10 protein-coding genes are annotated in these 19,444 nt (G+C 42.3%); 9 read left to right on the top strand and 1 reads right to left on the bottom strand.

The features are described from left to right. Positions 1 to 81: 81 nt before the first annotated feature. Positions 82 to 5,958, top strand: coding sequence for a GH32 C-terminal domain-containing protein (locus tag ACN6MW_RS07605; protein WP_419874924.1), 5,877 nt, complete (start codon positions 82 to 84; stop codon positions 5,956 to 5,958). 332 nt (positions 5,959 to 6,290) lie between these two features. Here the strand turns inward: ACN6MW_RS07605 and ACN6MW_RS07600 are convergent, their stop codons facing one another. Then, a complete protein-coding gene (locus ACN6MW_RS07600; RefSeq protein ID WP_419874923.1) occupies positions 6,291 to 7,340 on the bottom strand; it encodes a LacI family DNA-binding transcriptional regulator in 1,050 nt (349 codons plus the stop codon). Positions 7,341 to 8,091: 751 nt separating this feature from the next. On the opposite strand from ACN6MW_RS07600, the gene ACN6MW_RS07595 reads away from it, so the two are divergent. The 8 genes from ACN6MW_RS07595 (at position 8,092) to ACN6MW_RS07560 (ending at position 19,294) form a co-directional block, all read left to right on the top strand. Then, positions 8,092 to 8,205, top strand: coding sequence for a hypothetical protein (locus ACN6MW_RS07595; RefSeq protein WP_419874922.1), 114 nt, complete (start codon positions 8,092 to 8,094; stop codon positions 8,203 to 8,205). A 59-nt stretch (positions 8,206 to 8,264) separates the two neighbouring features. Next, positions 8,265 to 9,275, top strand: coding sequence for a LacI family DNA-binding transcriptional regulator (locus tag ACN6MW_RS07590; protein WP_419874921.1), 1,011 nt, complete (start codon positions 8,265 to 8,267; stop codon positions 9,273 to 9,275). 747 nt (positions 9,276 to 10,022) lie between these two features. After that, positions 10,023 to 10,901, top strand: a complete 879-nt coding sequence (locus tag ACN6MW_RS07585; RefSeq protein ID WP_419874920.1) for an ROK family protein — start codon at positions 10,023 to 10,025, stop codon at positions 10,899 to 10,901. Positions 10,902 to 12,059: 1,158 nt separating this feature from the next. Beyond that, the gene (locus tag ACN6MW_RS07580; protein ID WP_419876294.1) at positions 12,060 to 12,962 is read left to right on the top strand and encodes an ABC transporter permease; all 903 of its coding nucleotides are present in this window, start codon (positions 12,060 to 12,062) and stop codon (positions 12,960 to 12,962) included. Between the two features lie 14 nt (positions 12,963 to 12,976). Beyond that, a complete protein-coding gene (locus ACN6MW_RS07575) occupies positions 12,977 to 13,861 on the top strand; it encodes a carbohydrate ABC transporter permease (protein WP_419874919.1) in 885 nt (294 codons plus the stop codon). 107 nt (positions 13,862 to 13,968) lie between these two features. Next, positions 13,969 to 15,531, top strand: coding sequence for an ABC transporter substrate-binding protein (locus ACN6MW_RS07570; protein WP_419876293.1), 1,563 nt, complete (start codon positions 13,969 to 13,971; stop codon positions 15,529 to 15,531). Between the two features lie 234 nt (positions 15,532 to 15,765). Next, positions 15,766 to 17,577 carry an ABC transporter ATP-binding protein gene (locus ACN6MW_RS07565; protein ID WP_419874918.1) on the top strand — a complete coding sequence of 604 codons (1,812 nt, stop codon included), beginning with the start codon at positions 15,766 to 15,768 and terminating at the stop codon, positions 17,575 to 17,577. Next, the gene (locus ACN6MW_RS07560) at positions 17,564 to 19,294 is read left to right on the top strand and encodes an ABC transporter ATP-binding protein (protein WP_419874917.1); all 1,731 of its coding nucleotides are present in this window, start codon (positions 17,564 to 17,566) and stop codon (positions 19,292 to 19,294) included. The genes ACN6MW_RS07565 and ACN6MW_RS07560 overlap by 14 nt, the downstream gene beginning before the upstream one ends. The last annotated feature ends 150 nt before the right edge of the window (positions 19,295 to 19,444 follow it).

Raw genomic sequence — 19,444 nt, 5'->3', positions numbered from 1 at the left:
GCTAATCCTTATGCCAATTATATAATATAGATTCCAACCGATAGCAACCAAATATTCTTATAGAAATGGAGATAACAAAATATGTTGATGTTCAATCGAAACAGCAAACGAAGAATAGCACGAGTTCTGGTCATGCTTCTTTTTATATCAAGCGTGTTTAATATCAATGGTTGGATGAACAAGTTATCGGCGGAAGCGACGATGACATTCAATCAAAATGAAGATTTAGTAATGAGTACTCTTCAAACATCTGAAATCGCTTTCAATATTGAAAATCCCGGTTTTGAAACGGGCAATTTGAATGGATGGACAGAAACTGGAAACGCGTTTGCCCAAAGGGTCATTTCTGAATCCACTTATGGAGAAGACAAAAAGCCGTATCATCATAAGGGAGATTATCATTTGAGCGGACAAGCGGATGACGCGGTGGGATCACTGCAATCCACAACCTTCAAGCTCGACGGTACAGGTGAAGTCAATTTTCTTATTAGTGGGGATAATCAGCTTGAATATCAGTATGTTGCACTTATTCGCGCCTCTGATGGAGAGGAACTCTTTAAGACCTCTGGCGCTAATTTGCAAGAAAACCCTAAGACTTATAAAAGGGTGATCTGGGACGCGAAAGACTATCTCGGTCAAGAACTCTATCTGAAAATTGTAGATAATGGAAGCGGTTATATCGGGGTCGATGATTTTCATGTTAATAATTCGATCCACGAGATTGTAAATCCTGATTTTGAAACCGGTGATTTAACCGGGTGGACAGTCATTGGGGATGACATGAGAAGCCGAGTGAAATGGGAAGTGAATTATTGGCATAAGGATCCTATTAACAAGCATGGGCATTTTCATTTTTGGGGAGATGATATGCTCAAAGGCAGCATCCTTTCCTCTGAATTTGTATTAGGGGGCTCTGGGGAGATTAGCTTTATGATCGGCGGCGGCAAGCAGGATAATCAATATGTCTCACTGATTGATGCAGAGAATCAAACGGAGCTGATGAGAACCAGGAATGAATGGTTTTCCGAATCTGAGTCTTATACGCGAGTATCGTTAGATGCTTCTGCGCATTTAGGAAAGCGCTTACGCGTACTTGTGGCAGACAATGTGGCGGCTGGCGGCTGGCAGCATATCAATGTTGATGATTTCCAGGTTTATCAAGAGCATTTGATCCAGCTGTCCAATCCGGGTTTCGAAACGGGTGATCTAAGTGGGTGGACGATGGAAGGGGAAGCCTTTGAAGATGCAGTGACCAATAATGCTGCTGTGAACGGAACCTCATATGGCCACATCGGCACGTATCATTTGTCTAGCAGTAACAGCGACAGTGCTAGCGGAACTTTGACATCGGAGACGTTCAAGCTGGGCGGAATCGGTGAAATCGAGTTGTTGGTTGGCGGGAGCAATTCCGGAAAGCAATATGTTGAACTGGTCCGGGCCAAGGATGGCCAGACCTTGTTTAGGGCTTCGGGGGATGGCACGGAAGTCTATAAACGGGTTATTTGGGATACTAGGGCGTATTTAAGGGAGAATGTTTTCATACGTGTGTTGGATCTCGGAGAAGGACATATTAATATTGATGAGTTACAAGTTCGCAAGAGTAATTCAGTATCTTATCTAATGGAAAATGAAGATTTTGAACAGGGTGATTTAAACGGCTGGACCGTTGAAGGTAACTCATTTTCCGCAATACCGGGTATAAACGGCAAAGTTTCCGGGTATCAACGTGACATGTATGCGATGGGCACCAAGGAAGGTACCGGACAGATGATTTCTAGCAAATTCAGGTTGTCAGGAAGCGGCATGGTGAATTTCAAAATATCCGGAGATTCGGCAGAAGAGCTTTACGTGGCGTTGATTCGTGCAAGCGATGGGAAGGAATTAAGAAAAGAGGGTTCAACCGGGTCAAGCCGCTTCCAGACCATTGAGTGGGACGTATCCGATTATCTTAATGAGACGCTTTATTTTAAAGTAGCGGATGAATCAAACTCCGGGAATATTCTTGTCGATGATTTTAACTTTTATGTTTCACCTCATATATTAAATGCTGATTTTGAAGCAGGTGATATGCGCGGCTGGAGGTCTGTGTCCGGAAATGCCTTTAATGGCGTGGTCACTGCCGAGAAATTTCATCACACAACGCAGCCATTTCATCAGCAAGGAAACTACCATTTATGGGGTTACCTAGGCGCTGGCGATGGGGGTACGGGTATACTCGAGTCATCTCACTTTATTCTGGAAGGGGACAAGAGCATACCTGGAGACGGCAGAATAACATACCTGATCGGCGGAGGCAAGAAGTCCATGGACCAGATGGCGGTCGAGCTCGTTAGAGATTCGACGGGAGAAACACTTTTCAGGGAAACTGGCCATGACGATGAAACATACAGGAAGGTCGATTGGGATGCAACGGCTTACATCGGAGAAGAGCTCTACTTCCGAATCGTGGACTATGCTACAGATGGATATGGACATCTAAACGTCGATCATTTCCGGACGGTGACGCCTTTGGCGGAAATTGCAAATTCAGGCTTTGAAACCGGAACGTTATCGGATTGGACGGCTCAGGGCGAAGCTTTTACACAAGCTTTTAGTGTTGTAAGTGGCTTCGGACATGAGGGAACCTACTACTTGTCCAGTAAATCAAGGACAGACGATACGATTACAGGCTCTTTAAGAAGCAGAAGCTTCGAATTGGACGGCACTGGTAATCTATCGTTTTTAATAGCAGGTGGGAATGATCTGAATCGGCTCTATGTGGCACTTGTCCGGTCAAAAGATAAAGAGGTACTGTTTAAGGCAACTGGTTCCGATTCGGATATTTTCGGAGAAGTGACGTGGGATGCTTCATCGTATTTAGGGGAAGAGGTGTACTTGGAAATTGTGGATCAAAAGGCCAAAGGGCCACACAGCTATATCAACGTCGATGACATTCAGGTCAGTACTTCGGGCATACGGTTCGCCGACACTTACCGTCCGCAGTATCATTATACACCTGAACGAAACTGGATGAACGATCCTAATGGAATGGTTTTTTATGAGGGTGAATACCATTTGTTCTACCAACATACGCCGTTTTCAGCGCAGCCTGCATTCGACAAAATGCATTGGGGGCATGCGGTGAGTAAAGATCTTGTGCATTGGGAAGAACTGGCGCCGGCCATTGCACCCGATGAGGATGGATCGATTTTTTCTGGCAGCGCGGTCGTAGATACGAATAATACGAGTGGCTTCTTCGATAAAGAAGGTTCTGGGTTAGTTGCTATCTACACCAACAACGATAATCGTAAGGTGCCCGGCAAGCCACAGGTTCAAAGTATTGCTTACAGCAAAGACAAAGGGCGAACCTGGATAAAATATGAAGGGAATCCTGTATTGTTTCCTAAGGATACAGTCGATTTCCGCGATCCGAAAGTATTCTGGCATGAGGAAACCGGAAAATGGATTATGTCTCTTGCCGTTAAGGACAGAGTAGAGTTTTATACATCTCCTAACCTGAAGGAATGGTCCTATGCCAGCTCGTTTGGATCAGAATATGCCATCACTCATCGTGGTATCTATGAATGTCCGGACTTATTCGAAATTAGCGTTGACGGAGACCCAAATCATAAGAAATGGGTGCTTATTATTTCTTTGGGGGACAAGAACGGTGTGAATGCAACTGCTCCGGAACCACCGGCAGGTGGATCAGGCATGCTTTATTTTATCGGGGAATTTGACGGTACTACGTTTACGCCGGACAACTCGATTGAATCTCCCGAAGATCTGAATTGGATCGATTATGGCGCAGATTTCTATGCTGCTGTCTCATGGAGCGGTATTGCAGCCGCGGATGGACGGAAGATATGGCTGGGCTGGATGAGCAACTGGGCGTATGCATCAAATACGCCTAGTATAGGGTGGCGTGGTTCGATGTCTATTCCTCGCGAATTGAAGCTGATCACAGAGGCAAATGATACAATCCGTCTGGTTCAATCGCCTGTTGACGAATTGAAAAATATTACGAATTCCATTATTAATGAAACGAACGTTACGATTGGTTCGGATCATAATCTACTTGACGGAATATCCGCTGACAAGATGGAAATCATTGCTGAGTTTGAACTGGGTTCAGCAAAGACGTTTGGCTTTAAGGTGCGTAAGTCGGCGAATGAGGAAACGGTCATTGGTTATAATGCAGAATCCAAGCAATTATTTGTGGATAGGTCGAAGTCGGGAGAAACAGCAGTGCATCCAAGCTTCGCGACCAAACACGAAGCACCACTTGAACCGAACGGTAACAGAATCAAAATGCACATTTTCGTAGATTGGTCGTCTATTGAAGTATTTGGTGGGGATGGTAAAACAGTCATATCCGATCTTATTTTTCCTGATCCGCAAAGCAAAGAGGCATCCGTTTTTGCCATAGGAGGCGAGGTGAAACTAGTCAATTTGCAAATCAATGAAATAAAGAGTATTTGGAGAGATGAATCCTATAATAAAATTAGAATGGACAATCGGAATTATCAGTTGAATGTTTCTCAAACGCATCAAACGAGCGTAGGTGCGGTTTCCGTAATGTACGAAGCAGCTGACTCGGGCGCTACTATTGTGGATATTACTAAGTCAGCGATTTATACATCGAGCAATCCTGAGGTGGCAATTGTAGATCAAAATGGATTGGTTACCGGTCTACATGCAGGTACTTCTGTGATACAAGCGGAATATGGAGGCTATATAGCAGCAGCAAATGTCAAGGTTGTCGACAATGAACTCTCCAGTGCAATACCTCAAAATGAAGGTAGTGTACTAAAGGAGAGCAATACGGTTCGTATTACGGTTCCAGCGAAGCAAGGTTTGAATAAAGTTGCAAATGCGAAAGTCAGTGATGCTTTAATTAAGCAAGCATTGGATCTGGCTGAAAACGACAACGCAGGTAGGAAGCAGATCGTCATTACATTTTCTGAAGCGAGCGGATCTAAAGGTTATTCGTTGGAACTTCCGACTGCCCATCTGTCTACATCCAAGTGGTTGACAAGTTTTGAAATCTTTACGCCGCTTGGAGCTATTACCGTCCCAAGTCATATGTTGACCAATCATTTTCTGAAAGCTGAAGGAACGGTTACTCTCTCAATTAAAGAAGCTTCGGTGTCTCATATCGATGCGGAAACAAGTAGTCGAATCGGAAACCGCCCGGTGCTTTCCTTCACGGTTAGCATAAATGGAAAAGAAATACCATGGAACAATCCAATGGCGCCGGTTAAGGTAACAATCCCATATTCACCTAGTGCGGCGGAGCAACTAGATTTAGAACATATCGTCGTGCTGTATATAGATGAATCTGGAAATGAAGTTCCCATTCCGAGTGGAAGATATGATAATGCATCAAATCAAGTCATATTTAATAGCACACATTTTAGTACCTATGCCATCGCATATGTGAAACGGACATTTACTGACTTGGACCGTTTTCTATGGGCGCAGAAGCCGATAGAAGCTTTGGCCTCGAGAGGGATAATAAATGGAGTTTCCAAAGAGAATTTTAATCCTTCTTCTTTCGTGACAAAAGCAGATTTTTGTGCGCTTCTCGTTAGATTGCTAGAGTTGAAGGGTCAGGCGAATTCAAGCTTCAAGGAGGATGATTACTCTGAAGAAGTTGGGATTGCTATGGCACTGGGTATAGTAAAGGGTACGGGAGACAATCTTATCGACCCTAAGGGAATCTTATCGAGACAAGATATGATGGTTATGACATACCGTGCGCTACAGGTGACCGGCAAGATTAAACATTCGGATGATGTCCAAATAAATACGTTTACTGACACTGATCGCATAGCTAACTATGCGAAGGAGGCAGTGACGGGACTTCTTAAACAACAACTGGTAATGGGGGACGAAGGTAAGCTGAATCCGCTTGGTGGAACAACTCGGGCCGAAGCAGCGGTTATCATTTATAGAGTCTGGCAGTCAATTAATTAAGTTGAGTTAAATCAATTAAGGAAGACAAGCCGTGGTGAAAGCTCGGTTGTCTTCCTATCCTTCATAAACAAACTAAATGAATTTTTATACTATTTTGCATGTGCTTTATTGGTGTTTAACGTCTCTTAATAAAATCACAGATCTTTTGCGATTATTTATTAAGGCAGTGGATCCCTACAGTAGCGTTCTTCTGCCGAAATCATGTGCTGGATTTAGCAATTATGTGCAAAGCACTGCAAACGAATAAATAGGACTTCCTAAAAGCTGGATAACTTTTAGGAAGTCCTATTTTAAGAATATTATTTTTAGCTCACTACTATTGTTAATGGGGCTTAGTGGACATGTTGGAGCGACCCAGTCGATGCTCGGAATTTGGGCTCCGTTCTGACATGGGTGATCCGGAACGTTTTTGAGGGATTTTTTAACCGGGATAGAAGCAATTCGGCAGCAGTTATCCCCATTTCATCGTTGAAAATATGAACGGTCGATAAATGCGGTTCAACGATTCGAGATTCCGGCGCGTCGTCAAATCCAGAAACGGCAATGTCGTTAGGGATGTTAATGTTTTTGTTTTTTAACGTTTTCATCAGATTTATGGCTATAAAATCATTTGCGCAAACGAAGGCTGACGGAAGCGTGCTCATGCGTTCCAGTTGCTTATCTATCCAGCCGGACTCCATAAAAAAGTAGCGATCCTTGTCCACAATGCAGTGATTCGGATCCAGTGGTAAATTGGACTCGATCAATGCCCTGTTGAACCCAATCCATCGTTCATTGAAGCTTTTGCAATGATTGTAATCCCCGACGAAACCAATCGTCGTACAACCTTGTTCGATTAAAGTTTTGGTTACACAATACGTGCTGTGCTCATTTTCCATTAATAAAACATCTGCCTTTAAATCGGGGTAAAATATATTCGCGGCGCAATCGATAAAAATCGTCGGAATACCCATATCGGTAATTAGTTCACTGTAGCTTTTGTTAAACATTTCGATGCAAATAATCCCGTCTACCTTGGAAATTTCGAAGTTGCTGGGTAAAGACAAAGCATTAATTTCTGTTTCCCTGACCATGTGGATGGACAAATTATAGCCTTCGGAGCTTATTCTTTTCTCTAAGCCGCTAAGTAAAAATGAACCAAAGTGCGAGCTGGTGAGAAGGCTGCTCGTTAATAAAGCAATATTGCCCGGGTTTTTGGGATTTATCGTATCTGTATCCATATAAGCAAACTGTTTGTATTTTAATTCAATAGCCCGGCTAATGACTTTATTTCGTGTTTCCTCTGGAATGGTCTTGTTATGATTCAAGGCTTTAGAGGCGGTATTTCTGGAAATCCCCAGTGAATCCGCGATATCTTGTATCGTGATTTTTTCTTTACCCATCTTGTTTTCTCCATAGCTGCGTAGTTTAGGTCCGCTTTAATCTTTGCGCAGAGCCTTGCAGTCCTCTATTATCGTGAATATATATAGTAAATGTATAATATTTACCTTTCCATTGCAATAAAAAAGTTTCAAATGCACAACCATATATACATTTGCTCTTACGAAGAGTAACACTTGTTCAGTTTTCAAATGTAAGATTAATGAAGAGTGCTAATTTGGATACCGAATGAGGGTTCTAGATAAAATCATTTAAATTATAAATTTATTTCTGATTTTAGTTGTGATTCGTTTACAAATTAAATGCAAATGCATTAAACGGTTTTCAAATGACATTTTAATTATTACATTTTAATATTGACTTACTTAGTGTGCTTTGATAAATTCAGGGAGATAATAGTGCAAATGAACAATGTGAGCACTTTCGTTTGCTTGTTTGTGCCACATAATATTATAAGGAAAGGAGCGATTTTGATGTGCGAGACATCTAAAAAAGGCTAGCGTCCAGATTATCATTTTTCGCCCAAGTTGAAGTGTGGGTGAATGATACTAAGTCTGACCAGGAAACTATTTTTGACTTTCAGCCTGACTGAGTTGAGTTGTTTGTTGATTAGACGCGGTCCGCCAAGACGTTTTTTTATGCTGATTTTCCCTGTAGACCAACAAGGAAACTGAAAACATTATCTAATTTATTGTAGCTTCGTATCTGTGTGGATCGCTCTTCCGCTGAAGATTTGCAGAGTACGGCCAAGCTATGCTTACGAATTTGATATTCTATGATTCGGACTCTACGGGCTTCTCGTTTTTCTCGGAGGATAAGGAGTGCATTTTCCGTTCTCTCGACATATATGAGCTGGGCAACCGGTAATCAAGATCAAGTTTAAGTCATATAAAGTAGCAGGTTCACGAATAAGAATAGGTGAGATTATGATTCCAAGCAAGATAACTAGTATCAAAGATGTAGCGAGGCGCGCTAATGTCTCGTCATCTACGGTATCCCATGTCATCAACGATACAAGATTTGTGTCGGAGATAACGAAAGCTAAAGTTCGGCAAGCCATGAATGAACTGAATTATCGAATGAATGCTGTCGCAAGATCTTTAAGAAGCAGGAAGTCTCGTGTCATTGCTTTTGTGGCGCCGATTCTTGCGTCGGAGACATCCAATTATTTCTTTATGAAGGTTGCTGAGGGCATTAAGAGCGTTCTTAAGCAAAATAACTACCACCTTGTGCTGAGCGACTCGCATGAGGATCCAGATGTTGAAGCGGCAAAAATAAGAGTACTTGGCTCCCAAATGATTGATGGTCTCATTATGGCACCAACAAATAGAAAATTTGATTACGAGTCATTATTCGGGGAATATCCCGTCGTTTACTTGGATAGGACGCCAGATAACAGCAAAAGGGACTGTGTCGTTATCGAAAATAAAAAAATATCAAATGAAGCGGTGAAAACGCTTCTGGACAAGGGATATAAACGAATTGCTTTGCTAACGGGACCTGTTCAGTATCTTACGACTACGGAAGAGCGATATGAAGGCTATATAGAAGCGATATTGGATGCGGGACTAGCAGTCGATACGAACCTTATCGGCATAGGGGAGGTATCGTTTGACGGTGGGTACAGGTTAATGGACTCTTTAATAAAACACAATCCTACTGCCGTGTTCATCACGGATAACTCAATGGCAATGGGTGCCATGTTATACCTACAAGAACATAATATTAGCATACCCCAGCGGTTGGCGGTCATTGCCTACGATGAATTTATTTGGATCCGCATTACTTCTCCTTCGCTTAATGTAATTAATCAGCCGGCTTTTGAGATTGGGGCGAAAGCGGCAGAGGTTATTCTAATGAGACAGGATAATTCGACCGCAAGTAGTCAAAAGCATCGTTTAGACGCTGTGTTGACAGTCAGGCAAAGCTTAGATTAAACCATAGTAGGGGCAACTTATCGTTATATGGGAAGATACTTTTCAATAAGGTTAAGGTGAGAAAAAGAATACTACCGGATGTGTAGATTCGTTACCTCGACAGCAAGGAGTACGAAAACACAACTTAGAATAATGTACGCTTCGAACGATGGCTTACAGTTGAACTATTGTGCAATGGGCAATTCACTTCATTTAGATGAAATAATATTGAACATAAATATAACTGGTGAAGGGTTTCGGGTTTTTAGAAAGCTCCCAAGATGCACAATATGCAACTTCTGCATATGGTGTTTTCAATGTACTTTTAGATGGCAATCTATTAACTTATCATCCGATAAACAAGCGTGAAATAAACAAATTGTTGGATAAAATTCAAGCGCTGTGATAGAGCAGAAGGGTAATGTAATTCATTGTGATAATGATACATGTAAACTGAACCAATTTACCGCTCATGATGGCGGTTTTTCTTTATAAGATAATCAACATTTAGTTTTAACATGCCCTTGCTATTAAGTGAAATCAGATCCAGTTATTGTGCTGGCGCCATCAGCTATTTCGATCGCGTCTCGGTTTAAATAGGATGATGAGAGAGAACATTGAAGCTTGACTAGAATTAATACAAGATTCTATAATCGAGACGAAGATTTTCTCTGATGTGGAAGAGAGGCAATGCTATACGACAGTGCGTTTTTATTCTTATTACGTAAACGATTACTTAAAGATGAGACAGAGGAGACGAACTAACAAATGCGAATCGGAGCAATTGAAGCAGGCGGCACGAAGTTTGTATGTGGAATAGGCAATGAGTATGGAGAAATTGAGGATCGGATTAGCTTTCCGACTGAGTACCCAGAGCAAGTGTTGGAGCAAGTTATCTCTTACTTTAGAGAAAAGAACCCGGAAGCGATCGGCATCGGGACGTTCGGACCGATCGATATTAACCGTAAAAGTGCAACTTTCGGGAATGTGACGACGACGCCGAAGCCAGGCTGGTCAGGCTTCCCTTTCCTGAATACGCTTAAACGTGAATTTGATGTACCTTTTGGGTGGGATACGGATGTTAATGCAGCTGCCTACGGTGAAGCAGTCTGGGGCGCTGCCAAGGGACTTGATAGTTGCGTTTATTTCACGATCGGTACGGGAATCGGAGTAGGCGTATATGCTGAGGGGAAGCTCGTTCACGGCTTGGTACACCCGGAAGGCGGACATATATTGCCTAGACGTCACCCCGAGGACCGATTTGAGGGAAACTGTCCTTTTCATGGTGACTGCCTTGAAGGTATGGCATCAGGTCCTGCAATTGAAAAGCGTTGGGGTATGAAGGGCAGTGAACTTGGGGAGAATCATTCTGCTTGGGATATTGAGGCCTATTATCTCGGCCAAGCGGTCACGACAGCGATACTGATGCTCTCGCCGAAACGGGTCATTTTAGGCGGAGGCGTCATGCATCAGAAACAGTTGCTTCCTATGATTCGTGCCGAGGTGAGCAAAAATTTAAATGGTTACGTAAGTGCGGAGCAGCTGTTAACAGGAATTAACGAATACATCGTATTACCGGGACTTGGAGACAATGCCGGCTTATGCGGTTCCCTTGCGCTTGGTCTGGCAGCTTTAGAACTAAAGTAGAGAGGGACTGACAAGGCGAATCATGAAATAGCATAATCTGCTGAGATATTAGTCAGATATGCGAAACGCTGGATCACCATCAGTGACATAGACAATATAAAAGCCGTGCGAATCAGTGAACAAACCTGATTCCTCGGCTTTTCTTATAGTAGACATGAATGGCGACTCCTTATTTAAGAACGTTCGCCTTTTGTGTTTCTAGTATTAAGTGTTTTTTCACATGCCTCACTTTATGAGGCGTATGAGGCCGTGAATTCTCGACTGCAGTATTTTCAGCAGCCTGGATGCCCATTTCATCATAAAAGAAATGAACGTTAGATAAATGGGACTCGACAATCTGAGATCCAGGCAAATCATCGAAGCTACACATCCTCAGGAAATTGATTTCTATTCTTTAGAATGTTCAAAACGTTAATAGCGATAAAATCATTGGCGTAAACGAATGCGTATGGAAGGGCTCCTTGTGATCAAACCTCTGTTAAAGCCATTTGAACTCCGCAATAAGCTTTTCTATTTCAAGAATGCTGAACTCTAATGAGTGCTCTTTTGGCTGTGTGTTTCAGAGTTATTCTTTTAAACATTTCATGGAGAGTTCGATCTAGATGTATACCCTACGGAAATTTCAACAAGATGGTTATAAATAAATAAATTAAGTGGATAGTTGTGTGTATATTGTAGCGCGAGCTCGATGATCTTGCTAGAAATGTGTAGGTCAAACGAAATGATATGAATTATAAAATAGACAAAAATAAACAGGTATTGATAATATAATTTGAAAATTTATATACAAATTTGTGCATTTGAACAAATTGTGTTTTCAGAAAAAATGTTGTTCACCAGTAGAAGAGAGCCGTATATCAAAATAAATGACTTTAAAATAGTTTAAAATAACTCTTTTCACCTTATTTAGAAACAATTAAATGTTCAAATGAACAAATTACGAAAAAAAATGTATTGACAATTATGGCTGGTATTAATAAAATGTAATTGTGAGTTGTGCATAATGAAACGTGTAAGCACTTTCTTTTAGGGTGATAATATGTCCGAATAAACAGAGAATGTGTGCATATGTAAATTTCTTAAGAAATTAGGAGGGGGAAAACCTTGCAGACAGTAGAAAAAGTAGAAAGAAAGAGTGCACCTAGATCTGGTGCCCTCATGCAGAAGCTTAATTATGTAAAGACGCATTTTTGGCTATACTTGATAATCGCTCCTGCGCTTATATCGGTTATTGTTTTTAAATACGTACCGATGTACGGTATTCTAATCGCGTTCAAGGACTACAGCTTCCGAAAAGGGGTATGGGGAAGTGATTGGGTCGGGTTTCATCATTTTGAAAGGTTTATGAGCGGGCCGAATTTCGATCTATTATTACAGAATACGTTGAAACTTAATTTATATGGACTCTTGTTAGGCTTCCCTGTTCCAATATTATTGGCATTGATGTTGAATCAAATGCGTAAAGCCTCTTCCAAAAAGAGAATACAACTATTCTTATATGCACCGAATTTCATATCGGTTGTTGTCATGGTTGGTATGGTATTCGTCTTGTTATCGCCAACCGGGCCAGTTAATAAAATTATTGAAGTGATCACTGGTCAGCCGATTCAGTTTATGTCTGATCCGAGTTACTTCCGATCGATCTTTATTCTCTCAGGTATTTGGCAAACTGCTGGTTGGGCTTCGATCATCTACATGGCTGCATTAGCGGGTGTGGATCCAGAGCTTCATAATGCTGCAACAATTGATGGAGCTAGTCTGATGCAAAGAATTAGGAATATTGACATACCTACGATTAAGCCTGTTATTGCATTAATGCTTGTCCTGGCGGCAGGGGGCATAATGGCTGGTGCTGGAGATAAAGCGTTATTGATGCAGAATCCCATGAATATGGAGACTTCAGATGTAATTTCCACTTATGTATACAGAATTGGTTTCCAACAGGCGAACTATTCATTCTCTGCAGCTGTTGAACTTTTCAATACGGTTATCAATATTACTATATTATTACTGGTGAACTTCTTCGTGAAGAAAGCGAATGATGGAGAAGGCCTTATTTAGGGAAGGTGTCTGTGATGAACTATATAAAACCAACTAAAGCAGATCGTTTGATTCTGGGAATCAATAGTGCATTATTAATTTTCGCGGTATTGGTAATCGTTGTGCCCTTGATTTATATAGTTGTGGGATCATTTATGGAACCGACAGCTCTGCTGAATAAAGGTTTTTCATTTGATTTGAAGGATTATAGCTTACAAGGGTATAACCTCATATTGTCAGATCCATCCATTATCCGAGGATTTGGAAATTCGATATATTATTCACTGGCATTCACGATATCAGCTGTATCGGTAACTGTTTTAGCGGGTTATACATTATCGCATCGTGATTTAGTAGGCGGGAAGTTTTTTAGTACGTTAATTCTTATTACCATGTTCTTCGGTGGTGGATTAATTCCAACCTATTTAGTGGTGAAAAATTTGGGGCTTTTGGACACGGTGTGGGCACTAGCGCTTCCTTCCGCTGTAAGTGGATATTATGTCTTTTTGGCAAGGACTTTCTTTAATACTTTGCCAAAAGAATTGAAAGAAGCGGCCAAGATCGATGGAGCATCTGAGTTTCAAATTCTTCTCAAAGTGATTGTTCCACTGTCCAAGCCGATTATTTTCGTATTAGCGTTATACAATTTTGTGGGCCATTGGAATGACTTCTTCCAAGCGATGATTTATTTGCAGGATCAAGACAAGTATCCGCTTCAAATGGTACTAAGAAGGATCCTTATCTTAAATAAGGTAGACCCGAATGTGGTTTCCGATATTCAAGAACAAGCAGAACTGTCTCGCTTGTCAGAGCTAATGAAATACTCATCAATTGTTATATCCAGTCTTCCATTGTTAATAATTTATCCTTATGTCCAAAAGTATTTTGAAAAAGGTGCCATGGTGGGTTCCCTTAAATAGGGTGCAGCCTGACATATATAGTTTGATATGTTTTTCAACTAAAAAAGGGGGGTTTAATTTTGAAACACGTAAAGAAAACAGTATCCATTATTTCCTTGGCAGCAATCATGGCTCTTACCGCTTGTGGCAATAACAGCGGCAGTAACAGTGGCAGTAACAATCAGCCGAAAAACGCAGGGGAAGGCAGTACTGAAAAGGTAACCTTGTCATTCATGGTTCCGAACCATCCGCTTGCACCCCAAAATCCTAATGATAAGCTGATCTTTAAGCGATTGGAAGAAAAAACAGGTGTTCACATTGATTGGATTGCGAACCCGGAGGATGTTTTCAATGATAAGAGAAACTTGGCACTTGCTACTGGGGAGTTGCCTGATGCAATTTTTAACTCGGGATTAACTGACTTTGAATTATTGAAGTATGCGAAGGATGGTACGATTATCCCGGTTGAAGATTATATCGATCAAATGCCTAACTTCAAGAAGGTTCTGGAGCAAGCGCCACAATACAAAGGCATGATTACAGCTCCAGATGGACATATTTATTCTTTCCCTTGGATTGAAGAGCTTGGTGAAGGCAAAGACAGCATTCATTCTGTCAATAATATTCCTTGGATTAATACAGCTTGGTTGGAGAAACTTGGCCTTGAAATGCCAAAAACAACGGAAGATCTGAAGAACGTTCTGATCGCATTCAAAACGCAAGATCCTAACGGTAACGGCAAAGCAGATGAAATTCCATTGTCCTTTGTTAACGATGACGGCGGCAACGAAGACTTGAGCTTCTTGCTTGGCTCTTTCGGCGCTGGCTTTAACTGGGATCTTACGCTTGTAGACGATAATGGAAAAGTTAATAATTCTGCGTTGGCGCCAGGCTACAAAGAAGGAATGAAGTATTTCCAAGATCTGCATAAAGAAGGTTTGATTGACAAAGAATTTATTACACAAGATTGGAACAAATTTATCGCAAAAGGAAAAGAAGATAGATATGGCCTGTACTTTACATGGGATAAAGCGAATGTTTCAGGTATGGACAGTGCTTACGAGCCAATGCCTGCTCTGGAAGGTCCAAATGGTTGGAAGAATGTAGCGAGAACAAACGGTATGGGGTTTGACCGGGCAAGATTTGTTATCACTGCTGAAAACAACGATGTTGAGAGTACGATTAAGTGGATCGACGCTCTTTACGATCCAACTCAATCTGTCCAAAACAACTGGGGAACATATGGTGATGAAACACAGCCAAACATCTTTGAATTCGATGAATCTGCGAAAATGTTGAAGCACTTGCCTTTGAACGGTGTTGCTCCTGGTGAGCTTAGAGCTAAGACAAGTGTTGGTGGACCGCTTGCAATTCTTGACTCTTACTATGGAAACGTGACTACTGTTCCGGATGATGCAGCATACCGTTTGGATATCTTAAAGAAAGTTTATGTGCCTGATATGAAGGCAAATAATATCTATCCAAGAGTGTTCTACTCCATTGAAGAATCTGAAAGATTGGCACAAATCGAAGCGGACTTGTGGCCCTACATTCTGAAAAAACGCACAGAATGGATACTGGGTAAGAATGTCGATAATGAGTGGGATGCCTTTATTAAAGAGCTTGACCGCATAGGTATGCAAGAATGGTTGAAAATCAAACAAGCAGGCTATGACCGCGCAACAAAATAAGAGTTATTTATAATGCCGGAGCATGTGTCGCGATAAGCTGACCATGCTTCGGCTTTATTTATCGGAACAATGAAGTGAAATTTGCATTTTCAAATAACGGGATGGGATAGGTATCTTCAGCTAAGGCTTAAAAGGAGGTATCTTTTCTTTTCAATGAAGTCATTACAAGTTTGCCCTTTAAAGACATCTTGGAGATAACGGAAGATAGGGTCTTATATTGGGGAGTTGTTCTTTTTGAAAAATCAAACCAAACATGCAACAAGTAATTGGAGAACATATCGGTGGGTCATTGGCTACCTTAAGCCCTATCGAATGAAAATGTTGCTTGTCATTTGCTGCGCAGTCGTTGTATCCTGCGGCGAATTGGTAACGCCATTGTTAATCCAAAAATTGATAGATGATATTATTCCGTACAATAAAAAGATGGCTTTTTTCCAACTTATTGGCACATTGGCTGCTGCGTTCGTTGTCATCCTGCTATGCAACCTCATTCGCAATACGTTGCAAAACAAAGTCAGTGTCAGTGCTGCGCGCGACTTGCAGTTTAATGCGCTGAAGCATCTTCGCAAGCTTGGGTTTGCCTATTATGAGCAGAACCCTACTGGTCAAACGCTGTCACTGCTGAATCAAAGGGTTCGATCGGCAGAAAGGATCTTTCGCGAGTTCTTTCCACTGATTGTTCAACAGACTGTGTTCGTCATAGTAGCAGCGTGCATAATGTTGTTTCAATCCCCTCTGTTGTCGGCAATGATAATCCCTTGCTTCTTAATCTACTACTTGTTTGGACCACAGCTAGACCGGAAATTGGGTGAGCTGTCTCGTCGTATGGCGGAAGATCGGACAGCGTTTGAGAAAAAGATGTATGAATCAGTGTCTGGGGCGAAAGAATACCGCGCATTCGGCGCCGAAGAATGGGATATTGGGAGAAACAGTAATTTTTTTCGCGCCCTCACGAAGACGACGCTTTCCTGGGTTTATTATGCGCATGTTCGATGGAGCCTTCGAAGCCTGTTGTTTAAGATTGGCACGATGGCGGTTTTTGTTCTAGGGTATTATTTGATCGAGCAGGGCAATATGTCGGTTGGCAAATTTATTACTTTTCTACTTGTATCCAACATGTTTATGTTTCGATTATCGTTTTTGATCTCGGTCTATATTGATCAGAACATGATGCTGCTGGAAGTGTCCTTGCTGCATGATATGGTTCGGAAAAAGCCGCTTTTGGAGGGTCCATTAGATCCGGTGAAGGTGGATGAGATAGCAGGGGCCTTGTCGTTCCACAATGTCCATTTTGCTTATTCAGGTCGAGACACTGTGTTGAAAGGAGTGACACTTCATATACGTGAAGGCGAACGCGTTGCGATAGTGGGGACGAGCGGCAACGGCAAGTCTACGCTGCTGAAGCTGATTAACCGTTTCTATGATCCGACAGAAGGACTGATTCTGCTCGATGGAGTGCCGTTGTCCGATCTTTCATTCGACGTGCTGCGTGGTGCGATTGGATACGTATTTCAGGACACTTATTTGTTCGGCAGCTCTGTGAGGGACAATATCCGTTTCGGCAATCCTGACGCAACAGACGAGCAAGTGGAAGCTGCGGCTATCGCCGCGAATATTCATGCTTTTATATCCGAATTGTCTGAAGGCTACAATACGATTGTAGGCGAACGAGGCGTGAAGCTGTCCGGAGGACAGAAGCAGCGCATTGCTATCGCCCGCATGCTGATCAAAAATCCTAAGATCATTCTGTTGGATGAAGCAACCTCGGCGCTTGATAATGTTAGCGAACATGTAGTTAGTACAGCACTCCGCAATTTGTTTGTGGGTCGCACTACAATTGCGGTTGCGCATCGATTAAGTACCATTATCGATTACGATCGTATTGTTGTCCTGGACGGTGGAGTGGTAGCTGAGCAGGGTAGCTATCAGGAACTTATGGAACAACGAGGGCTGTTTTATAGTCTTGTAGAAGGGGAAAGATGCTTTAAACATGACGGTGGAACCGCTTCAATACTCGTTGGAGGTGATTCACTTGAAGTATATTAGATGGATATGGGAACATATCGCTTCGATTCGCGGCGGTTTTGTTCTCGCTCTGCTTTTCATGCTGATAGAAACGAATTCAGGCCTCGCCATGACCTATTTGCAGAAATTTATTATCGATGATGTTTTTATGAATGGGAAGTACCATCTGTTAGTGGTATACCTTCCTTTATTTGCATTAGCTATCATAATTAATGCTGCATTTCTTACGATCGCACCTTATAGATACGTTTATAATGAGTACAGAATGGATGATATATTACTGCAACGTATGCTCCGCCGGTTCTTCCGCGTGCCGATGTCGCTCATACAGAATGAAAGGTCCGCACGTTATGTGCAGTACATTACGATGGATCTCCACCAGGGAGGAAGTATGATCGGGTATCAGACGCCAATCGGTGTTCAGCGGGCGCTTGAGATTCTACTCCTAATGGGGATTATCGGTTGGTACAGTCCGATGCTTCTAGTCTGTATCCTCGTTTTTAGTTCGATCTACATAGTCGGGATTCAGTACTTTGGCAAACGCATTAAGGCTGTTCGTCGTGAGGTGGAGGACAATAGGACCCACATGATGGTTCATTTGGAGGAGAGTGTAGCTGCGACACGTGAGATCATCGCCTATCATCGCACCTCGTGGGAGGCGGTCTTATATCAGACTTTATTTAAGAAATATTTTGACTCTGTGATCCGGGAAACGAAGCAACAGAATAAACAGATCCTATTTGTTGACCCGTTAGGCTGGACAATTACCTTGGCGCTACTTGGCATCGGGGGCTATCAGCTGTTCGAGAACCATTTGTCATTAGGTGCTTTCGTTATCTTGTTCCAGTTTACCAATCAACTGATGGAGGCTTTCGACAGGTTGTTCCGTTATGTTATGGGCGTATCTGGCATGCTGGCTAATATCGACCGAATGGAACTACTGATGAATGAGCAACAGGTGGATCCTGGCACGGCTTCGTTTGAAAAACCGGTAGAGACCATTCGCTTCGATCAGGTGGATTTCGCCTATGAGTCCAATGGCCATCAAATTCTACAGCAGTTGAATTTTAATTTTACAGCAGGGAAGAAAATTGCGTTTGTTGGCGCTAGCGGCGGCGGTAAATCCACCATCGCGCAATTGCTTGTACGATTCTATGAACCTGATTCGGGAGCGATACTCGTCAATGGACAGTCGTTGAAGGAGGTGAAAAGAGAGGAATGGAGCAAGCGTGTTCGTATTGTGTTTCAGGATCCCTATATGATGTCGGATACGGTAAAAATGAATCTGACATTCGGAAAAGATGTGTTTCTGCCTTCTGATTTGGAGGAGGCATGCCGTGTTGTGCAGCTGTACGACGATATTGACATGTTGCCGCACCGCTTCGAGGAAGAGGTGGGGGAACGCGGAGTGCAATTGTCAGGCGGTCAGAAGCAACGTCTGGCTCTTGCCCGTGCGATACTGGATGATCCTGAAATCCTGATTCTCGATGAAGCGACCTCATCTCTTGATCTGGAGACGGAGCGTCTGCTGCAGGCAAGGCTGGATCAGCTTCGCCAAGGGAAAACGACGATTATTATTGCGCATCGACTCTCAACGGTTCGCAACGCGGATATAATCTTTGTTATGGACAACGGACGGATTGTGGAACAAGGCACACATGACGAGCTAATATCTTTGGGACGGGTGTATCCTTCGCTTGTTTCCGCACAAGCACAGATAGCACAAACTGTATCTTAAATGAGTTTTTATAATGAAGGCAACGGAGAGATACCGTTGCCTTTGCTGTTTTCCATTCAAATAATTGTGTTTTATCAAAGCAGGATGCAATATTATCTTCATTGCGAATTTCCACGGATAATCTCTCCGATTATGCATTAAGCACAGGCA

Origin of the sequence: Pristimantibacillus sp. PTI5 (assembly GCF_048572955.1) — a bacterium.
Lineage (GTDB): Bacteria > Bacillota > Bacilli > Paenibacillales > Paenibacillaceae > Pristimantibacillus.
The sequence above is the reverse complement of the archived record's forward strand: the minus strand, read 5'-3'. Positions and strand labels throughout refer to the sequence as shown.